The following is a 9,442-nucleotide window of genomic DNA, read 5'->3' as shown; positions in this document are numbered from 1 at the left end:
GCGTGTGTAGCTCAGCTGGATAGAGTACCTGGCTACGAACCAGGCGGTCGGAGGTTCGAATCCTTCCACACGCGCCACTTCTTTTAAATGCGTCACCTTTGGGGGTAACACCTTAAAGTAAAAAAGTTTACGCGTGTGTAGCTCAGCTGGATAGAGTACCTGGCTACGAACCAGGCGGTCGGAGGTTCGAATCCTTCCACACGCGCCATTTAAGAAAACCCACCATCTGGTGGGTTTTTTTATGCCTGAAATTTAGTTTTTTCTGCATGCCTAATCCCTTAGGTCCTGAAGCATTCCCCCCTTAGCCCTGTTAATTTAGCCCTGTTTTACCCTAGCAAAGTGCGTATGCCGCCAACTGTATTTACGGTTCACCTCACTCGGTAAAAAAATAAAATACCTTATTGAACTTCTATCATCGCGTTTTGCGACATACCTATCCCAATAATTGTATTTCGTTTTGCCTTTCCTGAAGGTGTTGAAAAAATATTTAGACTTAATGCATAAAAAGCACATATTTCTGATAGGTTTCGCATAAATGGCTAGTTTTATGCATCGTTAAGGCTTTTCTAGTTGTGTTTTATAAATGAGCGTGATACTTATTCCTCATCAAAATATTTGAGGATTCGCCATGGGATCAGAATCAGTAACCAGTTTGCTGCTAGAAGCCGGCTCACTGATGCTTATAGGAATGGTGTTTGTATTTTCATTCTTAGCGCTGTTAATTGTAGGTATTCATCTAATTGCTAAATTTTGTGAAGCGTTTCCCGGCAAGCCCGTCGTTGAGTACGCAGCACCTCGCAGAAAAGCGGTTCAAGCTGGGGTCGATGGTAAGGTTGTTGCTGCTATCACTGCCGCTGTCCATACGCATCGTCAAACCAATAATAATTAATTAAATACACATTCAGGAGTTTCCATGTCTAAGCCACTGGCCTTAACCGAGCTAGTCTTGCGTGATGCCCATCAATCGCTACTTGCTACGCGCATGCGTATAGAAGATATGCTGCCTATTGCCGAAAAACTTGATAAAGCGGGTTTTTGGTCTGTTGAATCGTGGGGCGGAGCGACATTTGATTCCTGTATTCGTTATTTAGGGGAAGATCCTTGGGATCGCATTCGCCAGCTGAAAGCGGCAATGCCAAATACAAAACAACAAATGCTACTGCGCGGTCAAAACCTACTAGGTTATCGCCATTATGCTGATGACGTGGTAACACGTTTTGTAGAGCGTGCTCACGAAAATGGTGTAGATGTATTTCGTATCTTCGATGCCATGAACGACATGCGTAACCTTAAAACTGCAATTAAAGCTACAGTCGACAGCGGTGCACACGCACAAGGTACAATTTCGTACACGGTTAGCCCCGTGCATAATCTTCAGGTTTGGCTTGATATGGCTAAACAACTTGAAGACATGGGGGTTCACTCAATTTGTGTGAAAGACATGGCGGGGTTATTGAAGCCTTACGACTGTGAAGCGCTAATCACGGGTTTGAAAGAAACCATTAGTGTGCCTATTGCTATGCAGTGCCATGCAACCACAGGGTTGAGCACTGCAACATATCAAAAAGCGATAGATGCTGGTATTGATATGCTAGACACTGCCATTTCTTCAATGAGCATGACATACGGTCATACTGCTACCGAAACTATGGTGTCTATTGTAGAGGGCACAGAACGAGACACGGGTATGTCATTGCCCGACCTTGAAGAAATTGCCAGTTACTTCCGTGGCGTGCGCAAAAAATACAGCAAGTTTGAAGGCAGCTTAAAAGGCGTTGATGCGCGTATCTTGCTAGCTCAAGTACCTGGCGGCATGTTAACTAACATGGAAAGCCAGTTAAAAGAGCAGGGCGCTGAAGATAAGTTTGAAGAAGTCCTTAAAGAAATTCCTCGGGTACGTGAAGATTTAGGCTGTATTCCTTTGGTTACTCCTACCTCGCAAATCGTAGGTACCCAATCGGTGCTAAACGTATTAACTGGCGAGCGTTACAAGAGCATCACCAAAGAAACCGCTGGTGTCCTTAAGGGCGAATATGGTGCTACGGCTGCACCAGTAAACAAAGAACTGCAAGCGCGAGTACTTGACGGTGGACAGCCTATTACTTGTCGCCCAGCAGATAATATTGCACCAGAACTAGATAGCCTTGAAACAGAGCTTACCAAGTTAGCATCTGAAAAAAGCATTACGTTGTCAGAGACTAAGATTGACGATGTGCTTACCTATGCACTATTCCCTCAAATTGGGCTTAAGTTCTTAGAGAATCGGGGTAACCCTGAGGCATTTGAACCTGCACCTAGCACTGAAGCTGACGTGGCATCAAGTGCTCCGGCAGCACCGGTTTCAGCTAACGGCGCGCCTGCAGCCTACGATGTGAAAGTTGAAGGTAAGGTATATCATGTTGAAGTAGCGGCATCGGGTGAGCTATCTAGCATCACACCAAGCCAGCAAACAGCAGCATCTGCCGCCCCAGCGCCTTCAGCAAATCCTGCATCGTCAGTAAGTGCACAAAGTATTAACGCGCCACTGGCGGGTAATGTGTTTAAAGTGCTTGTGCGTGCTGGTGATGAAGTCAACGAAGGTGATGTGGTGATTATTTTGGAAGCCATGAAGATGGAAACTGAAATTCGCTCAGCATTTAGCGGTACCGTTAGTGAAGTACTTGTAGGTGAAGGCGATGCCGTAGCCAGCGCTCAGCCACTTATTGCATTGGGGTAAATCATGGATAAGTTGATGGTGCTGTGGGACAGCACTGCCCTGGCGCATTTTGAATCAGGCCAGTTAATCATGATGGCGGTAGGGTTTCTTTTACTCTACCTAGCCATTGTGAAAAAGTTTGAGCCCTTGTTGTTAATCCCAATTGGGTTTGGTGCGTTATTAACCAACATCCCTTTGGCCGGATTTTCAGATGCTGGGGGCTTGCTTCACTATATTTACGCAATCGGCATAGATACAGGGGTGTTCCCTCTGCTTATCTTCATGGGCGTGGGCGCGATGACGGACTTTAGTGCCTTAATTGCTAACCCTAGAATGTTGTTACTAGGGGCTGCTGCGCAATTTGGTATTTTTGCGACCTTGTTCGGTGCCATTGCGCTTAACATGATCCCGGGTTTTGAGTTCACCCTTAAAGACGCCAGTGCTATTGCTATCATTGGTGGTGCTGATGGCCCAACGGCTATATTTCTGGCGTCTCGATTAGCGCCTGATTTATTAGGTGCTATTGCAGTAGCGGCTTATTCATATATGGCGCTGGTACCCATTATTCAGCCGCCTATTATGAAAGCGTTAACTACTAAGGAAGAACGCACCATAGAAATGGCGCAATTACGCCCTGTATCGCAACGTGAGAAGATTATCTTTCCTCTGGCTACACTATTCCTCACAATCCTATTTTTGCCTTCAGCAACGCCTCTAGTGGGTATGTTTTGCTTTGGTAACTTACTGAAAGAATGTGGCGTAGTAGATAGGCTAAGCAAGACAGCGCAAAATGAGTTAATTAATATTGTCACTATCTTCTTAGGTCTAGCGGTAGGTTCAAAGCTATCGGCCGAGAAGTTCCTAACCGTTGAAACCTTGGGTATTCTTGGTTTGGGTGCAGTGGCATTCGCTATTGGTACTGCCACTGGCGTGCTAATGGCAAAATTAATGAGCCGAATGAGTGGTGGTAAAATTAATCCATTGATTGGCGCGGCTGGCGTATCGGCAGTACCAATGGCTGCAAGGGTGGTGAATAAGGTAGGTCTTGAGGCTAACCCTCATAACTTCTTGTTGATGCATGCCATGGGGCCAAATGTAGCCGGTGTACTTGGTTCTGCTGTTGCTGCGGGTATTTTGTTGGCGCTAGTAGGCCAGTAAGCGAGTGGTTGATCTTAAGTGCTTGGCGTTAAGTGCTTGACGCTAAAAGCTCGGTTTTAAATAGCCAATGTTCAAATGACTAGTTTAAAAATTATGTGGTGTGGTTGAGTGTAAGTGAAATCAACCAGCCCGCTTAAACAGTAAAATGCGGCTTCGGCCGCATTTTTTGTTTGTTCATTTGAAATTACATAGGACGTTAAAAAGTACGACGCAAAGGATGTCATACAGTCTCAATCACCCTCCAACAAGAGTGCTACTCACCAATAGTGTTGGTCGTAATCAACGACTGGTAGGCCACAATCAGCTTTTTAGTGATGGCATGTTCAGGCCAACGAAAAATCGTTTCGGTTTTACCTTCTTCAACAATATGACCATTCTCCATCACAATGACTCTATCGGCGATATGCCTAACAATGCCAAGGTTATGACTAATGAAAATAAACGCCATCCCCATTTCTTGTTGAAGCTTTAAGATAAGATTCACGGTTTGCGAACGTATTGAAGGGTCAAGGGCCGCAAAAGGTTCGTCGGCTATCAGTACTTTTGGTCTTAATATGATAGCGCGAGCTAGAGAGACTCGCTGTTGTTGACCGTCAGAAAGCATATGGCGATAGAAATAATAATGCTCTCGTAGTAAACCCACTTTTGTCAGCATTTCTTCTATTAGGGGCTTACGCTCCGCCTCTGTAAGTTTTGTATTCAGTCGCAAAGGCTCGTCTAACACTCTACCTACAGGCACTGAAGGGTTCATCGACTCACTACTATGTTGCAATATCATGCGAATATCATGAGTTCGTTTTTGTTGACTGTTGAGCTGATTATATTTCGCTAAGTATTTATGACTATTAAGTTCTATAACCCCTTCATCAGCGGGAATAGCGCCAACCAGTAACTTTGCTAACAACGACTTACCTGCGCGGTTTTCACCAATAATGGCAATAGTTTCACCCCGCTGTACGGTCAAATCGATAGGCCCTAACTCAAATATCTCAGGCTTTTTTAGCCAACGTTTTTTGTCGTTATGCCTAAACGTTAGCCCATCTACTTGCATTATATCTGTCATAACTTCTCCATATGTAATGGGAAGTGGCAGTTGTAGGTATGGTCGTGAATATGCCTTACTGCAGGCCTTGAAACACACGCTCGTTGTGCTCTCGGGCAGCGAGGGCCTAGCCGGCAACCAATCGGTAAGTGTTGTAGTGTAGGGATGGAACCACCTAGCGTTGGTAACTGAGATTTCGGCGGTAAATCTTTTCTAAAACTTGGCGCGCTGTCTAACAATGCTTTGGTATAAGGATGAAGCGGACGCTTTTTAATATGCTTCATTTTACCCGACTCAACGGTTTGGCCTGCATAAAGCACCGTCATCGAGTGCGACATACTGGCAATGGCGAGCAAGTCATGGCTAACAAACAAAATACTTAATGACCGAGTTTGGTTTAAACGGGTAAATAACTTAAGTATTTGGGTTTTTGTCGTCGGTTCCATTCCACGGGTGGGATCATCTGCAATCAACAGCTTTGGTTGTGATACCAAGGCCATCGCTATCATGAATTTTTGCCCAATATCACTGGGAATTTGATGGGGGTAGGCATTCAAATAATGTTTATGCTGCTTTATGCCCACCTTGTGAACCGTGCTTATGGCTATTCTTTTACGATGCTGTGCACGCTGCCAAAACCAGTAACCTTCCACAAATTCGTCAGGAATACTTTCTTCAAGCTGTTCGCCCAAGGTAGCAGAAGGGTCTAAGCTGGTCTGAGGATTTTGAAATACCACCGCAATGTCTCGGCGCATTACTTCTCGGCGCTGGTATTTCGACATGCTTAGTAAGTTTTCACCTTTCCAGCTCATACGATCTGCCGTCATTCTCCACTGCGAGGGCAGGGCACCACAAATGGCAGATACAATTAAACTTTTTCCCGAACCAGACTCACCCACAAGGGCTCGAATTTCACCCGTGTTAACGGTTAAGTTAACCTTGTCTAACGCCTTAATAGTGGTGTCGCCAGCTACCATTTCTAGGGTTAAATTTTTAATATCTAACATTGGCATATTAGTGGCTCACTCTTTTTCTGAGTGCAGAACGAAGGCCGTCCCCCACAATATTTATCGATAACACCAATAAGAAAATAGTGATGCCGGGCAGTGCTACATTCCAAGGTGCTAAGTAGGCGACATCGAGGCCGTTACCTAAAATAGCCCCGAGTTCAGCTAACGGCGACTGCGCGCCCAAGTTCAAAAAACCTAGTGCAGATACATCAATAACTGCTATCGACAATGCCACTGTGCCTTGCACTACTAGCATCTCTGTCATGTTGGGTAAAATGGAGTGCACAAACAATTGCCATCTATTTGCCCCGTCGAGCTTCGACGACATAATGTATTCTTTTTTCATTTCAGCGCGTACAAAAGTTCGAGTTCGATGAACAAATTGTGGAATAAGCGCTAGGGTAATCGCCCACATACTGTTAACTAAACCTGTTCCTAGAATAGCCACAATAATAATGGCGATGAGCAAAGTAGGGATGGCCATTAGAGCATCAAGCAAGTGATTCACAATGCTTGAACGTACGCCTCGCAACATGCCAGCAAAGGTACCTATGCTCACCCCAATTAGCATAGCGAGTACAACCATTAAAAAGCCTGAGCCTAAGGTTGTCCTGCAGCCGTAAATAATACGAGAAAACACATCTCGACCAAGTGGATCGGTACCAAATAAATGGGTAATAGAACCACTCGTTTCCCAACTCGGCGGGATAAGCAATGAATCTATATTTTGTTCGGCAGGGTTATAGGGGGACACTATCGGTGCGAACACAGAAAAAACCACAAAGAAACCAAGTAAAATAAGGCCTCCAATAGCAATGTGACTGCTACGAAAAGCTACCCATGTTCGCTGCCAAGGAGACGGGTGAAACTCCTCTTCGTATAAACTAAACTGTGGCACGTTCGTATTTTTCTCGGCTAGGGTCAATAATGCGATTAAATAAATCGACCATAATAGTTAACGAAATAACGAGGGTTGAAACCGCCAACATACCCACGCGAAGTGCAGGGAAGTCTCGTTGATAAATTGCTTGAATTAACCAGCTACCAATACCCGGCCATGAAAATAAAGTTTCCACAATCATGGCGTTGGTAATTAAAGTTGTAATTTGTATTGCCATTAAAGGCAAGATTGGCAGCAACGCATTACGCAGTACGTGCCTAAAGAAAATTTGCCATTCTGACACACCTCGTGAGCGTGCAGCCACAATATAGGGGCGGTGAATAACATCAATTACCGAACGGCGGGTTATACGTACCATGGAAGCCGTGGTGATGGCACCTATGGCTAGCGTCGGCAGCGCAAGATGGGAAATAGCATCTCGGTAGGCCAGGCCATGATCGATGCCATCAGCCAGCATAATATCAATCAGTACAAAGCCGGTTACCGGTTCAATGTCGAACAGTAAGCTTATGCGTCCTGACAAAGGCGCAACATCAAGGTTTAAGCTAAAAAACAGGATTAAAATTAACGCCAGCCAAAAGACAGGAAACGAATAGGTGGTAATGCTTAACGCGTTAATAGTGTGGTCGGTGGTAGAGTAATTTTTAAGCCCAGCATAATAGCCAAGCGGGATACCTATAAATAAGGCCATTAGCATGGCATAGGTACTGAGTTCTATCGTTGCCGGCATGGCAATACCAATTTCATCGCGAAGGGGTAAGCCTGATGCCAAGCTATAGCCCCAATCCCCTTGAAGCAGAGAAGTGAGATAGTAGAAAAACTGCACTATGTAAGGCTGATCTAAGCGAAATTGGCGCATAAGCGCTTCACGTTGAATATCGTTTTGCGGCACGATACCGGTTAAATTTTCGAGCACATCCCCGGGAAACAGATAGACCAGCGAGAATGACATGGCGGTTAACACCAAAAGGGTCAGTATGAAGAGTACAGCGTATCGCGATAATATTTGAATCACAGTGATTTACCTACTCCGCCAAATCTTACCCCCCCAAACGGGTTAATAGTCATGCCCTCCAGTTCATTTCTGTACGCTTGGTAACGGTATGCATGGGCAATGGGCACCAAAGGTAATCGTTCGTAAAGCAGTCGGTTAACTTGTTGATAGATTAAGCGCCGCGCCTCAATATCTTCAGTCTGAAGGGCCTTATCTAAAAGTGCATCGTAGTCGTCATTACACCACATGGCCCGATTGGTTCCTGATGGAATAGCGCCACAGCTTAACAAGGGTCGATAAAAATTATCAGGGTCGCCATTATCTGCAGACCACCCGATTAATACAGAGTCGTGTAAACCTTCTTGTAAGTGACGTCTAAATGTCGTCCAGTCGTAGCTAACAATAGTGGCGGTAACGCCCACATCACGCAAATAGCGCTGGATAAGCTCGGCCATTTTTGCCGCATTAGGGTTATAAGCGCGTTCAATTGGCATGGCCCAGATGGTCATGGTAAACCCTGGCTCTATGCCAGCATTTGCTAACAGCTTTCTAGCCAGTACGGGATTATACGCCGTATCGTCAGCATCATTTTGAAACGCCCAACTCGCGGCGGGAAGAAGTGTTTTAGCACGGGTAGCACTGTCGAAATAGACCGCCTCTAACAAGGTGTTCTTGTCGATAGCAGAGGCTAGCGCGCGCCTAACATCTGGATTGTCGAAAGGGGGGCGCTTGGTATTAAACGCCCAAAAACCCACATTCAAACCCGGTTTTTCAGCCAATAATAGGTCGTCGTGGGCACGAATGACTTCAAGTTCAGTTTGTGCCGGAAACGCAGTAGCATCGCATTCCCCGGTCATTAACTTGGCTAATCGCAATGAGCTTTTCGGCGTAATATCGTAAATTAAGCGTTCAGCATTATCTTGCTCACCCCAATATGCAGGGTGACGTTGGTAGCGAATGTAATGATCTTTGCGGTAATTTTCGAATTTGAAAGGGCCAGTTCCAATTGGGAATTGGTCAATACGATTAGGAAGCCCTTGTTGCAGCAATATATCACCGTATTCTTGAGACAGTAAAACTGAAAAGTCGGTGGCTAAATTCGCCAAGAAAGAACTATCTCGCCGTTTTAAGGTTATTTCTACTCTGTACCCGTTTAAGCGTTCTACAGAAGCAATATTTTGTGCCAGACCTAAGCTTTCGAAGTAAGGGTATCGACCGCCAGATACGTAATGATAAGGGTGAGACGTTAGTCGCCATCTATCAATACTGAAAATAACATCGTCGGCATTAAGATTTCGGGTGGGCGTAAAATAGCTGGTAGTGTGGAATTCTACATCTTTTCTAAGCTGAAACGTGTAGGTTAAGCCATCGTCAGAGACTAACCAACTGCTGGCCACACTCGGTACAATACGGCCAGAGTCTGGGTCAAAATCAAGTAGCCTGTCATAAAGTTGATGCGATGACGCATCGGTGGTGGTGCTAGATGTATCTAACTGAGGGTTGAAAGTAACTGGGTTACTCTCAGAGCAATACACTAAACCGCTATTATAAAATGCATGTTCATCTTTTTTCGTACACGCCGCTAGCAACAATACTGAAGCAACAGTAACGGCAGCATAAAAAAGCGGTTTTACAGACATTC

Annotated in this window: 8 protein-coding genes and 2 tRNA genes; 5 read left to right on the top strand and 5 right to left on the bottom strand. The window is 45.1% G+C overall.

The genetic code is table 11. The annotated features are described in order from the left end of the window. The 5 genes from Q4561_RS09095 to Q4561_RS09075 all read left to right on the top strand — a co-directional run bounded on the left by Q4561_RS09095 (window position 1) and on the right by Q4561_RS09075 (window position 3,853). A tRNA-Arg gene (locus Q4561_RS09095) sits at window positions 1–77 on the top strand. Between the two features lie 54 nt (window positions 78–131). Continuing rightward, window positions 132–208 (top strand) — tRNA-Arg (locus tag Q4561_RS09090). A 420-nt stretch (window positions 209–628) separates the two neighbouring features. Next, window positions 629–889, top strand: coding sequence for an OadG family protein (locus tag Q4561_RS09085; RefSeq protein WP_303459401.1), 261 nt, complete (start codon window positions 629–631; stop codon window positions 887–889). Between the two features lie 24 nt (window positions 890–913). Beyond that, window positions 914–2,716 (top strand): sodium-extruding oxaloacetate decarboxylase subunit alpha, encoded by a 1,803-nt coding sequence (gene oadA, locus Q4561_RS09080; protein WP_303459400.1) that lies wholly within the window; start codon window positions 914–916, stop codon window positions 2,714–2,716. 3 nt (window positions 2,717–2,719) lie between these two features. Continuing rightward, the gene (locus Q4561_RS09075) at window positions 2,720–3,853 is read left to right on the top strand and encodes a sodium ion-translocating decarboxylase subunit beta (RefSeq protein ID WP_303459397.1); all 1,134 of its coding nucleotides are present in this window, start codon (window positions 2,720–2,722) and stop codon (window positions 3,851–3,853) included. 253 nt (window positions 3,854–4,106) lie between these two features. On the opposite strand, the gene Q4561_RS09070 is transcribed toward Q4561_RS09075, so the two are convergent. Genes Q4561_RS09070 through Q4561_RS09050 form a run of 5 tightly spaced genes read right to left on the bottom strand, consistent with a single transcriptional unit; the run spans window position 4,107 to window position 9,440 of the window. Next, window positions 4,107–4,916: an ATP-binding cassette domain-containing protein gene (locus Q4561_RS09070; protein ID WP_303459395.1), complete on the bottom strand. Its 810-nt coding sequence runs from the start codon at window positions 4,914–4,916 to the stop codon at window positions 4,107–4,109. Next, a complete protein-coding gene (locus tag Q4561_RS09065) occupies window positions 4,913–5,908 on the bottom strand; it encodes an oligopeptide/dipeptide ABC transporter ATP-binding protein (RefSeq protein ID WP_303459392.1) in 996 nt (331 codons plus the stop codon). Before Q4561_RS09065 ends, Q4561_RS09070 begins: the two co-directional genes overlap by 4 nt. A 1-nt stretch (window position 5,909) precedes the next feature. Then, complete coding sequence (locus tag Q4561_RS09060; protein WP_303459389.1) at window positions 5,910–6,803, bottom strand: ABC transporter permease subunit; 894 nt, start codon at window positions 6,801–6,803, stop codon at window positions 5,910–5,912. Further along, window positions 6,790–7,821: an ABC transporter permease gene (locus Q4561_RS09055; protein WP_303459387.1), complete on the bottom strand. Its 1,032-nt coding sequence runs from the start codon at window positions 7,819–7,821 to the stop codon at window positions 6,790–6,792. Before Q4561_RS09055 ends, Q4561_RS09060 begins: the two co-directional genes overlap by 14 nt. Next, window positions 7,818–9,440: an ABC transporter substrate-binding protein gene (locus Q4561_RS09050; protein ID WP_303459385.1), complete on the bottom strand. Its 1,623-nt coding sequence runs from the start codon at window positions 9,438–9,440 to the stop codon at window positions 7,818–7,820. The genes Q4561_RS09055 and Q4561_RS09050 overlap by 4 nt, the downstream gene beginning before the upstream one ends. Between the last annotated feature and the right edge of the window lie 2 nt (window positions 9,441–9,442).

Origin of the sequence: Alteromonas sp. 1_MG-2023, from assembly GCF_030547075.1 — a bacterium.
GTDB lineage: Bacteria > Pseudomonadota > Gammaproteobacteria > Enterobacterales > Alteromonadaceae > Alteromonas.
This window is presented reverse-complemented; position numbering and strand designations above follow the sequence as displayed.

Coding starts and splice junctions, on each gene's coding strand:
- Q4561_RS09075 (WP_303459397.1), top strand. CDS start 2,720: ATGGATAAGTTGATGGTGCTGTGGGACAGCACTGCCCTGGCGCATTTT.
- Q4561_RS09085 (WP_303459401.1), top strand. CDS start 629: ATGGGATCAGAATCAGTAACCAGTTTGCTGCTAGAAGCCGGCTCACTG.
- Q4561_RS09070 (WP_303459395.1), bottom strand. CDS start 4,916: ATGACAGATATAATGCAAGTAGATGGGCTAACGTTTAGGCATAACGAC.
- oadA (WP_303459400.1), top strand. CDS start 914: ATGTCTAAGCCACTGGCCTTAACCGAGCTAGTCTTGCGTGATGCCCAT.
- Q4561_RS09050 (WP_303459385.1), bottom strand. CDS start 9,440: ATGTCTGTAAAACCGCTTTTTTATGCTGCCGTTACTGTTGCTTCAGTA.
- Q4561_RS09065 (WP_303459392.1), bottom strand. CDS start 5,908: ATGCCAATGTTAGATATTAAAAATTTAACCCTAGAAATGGTAGCTGGC.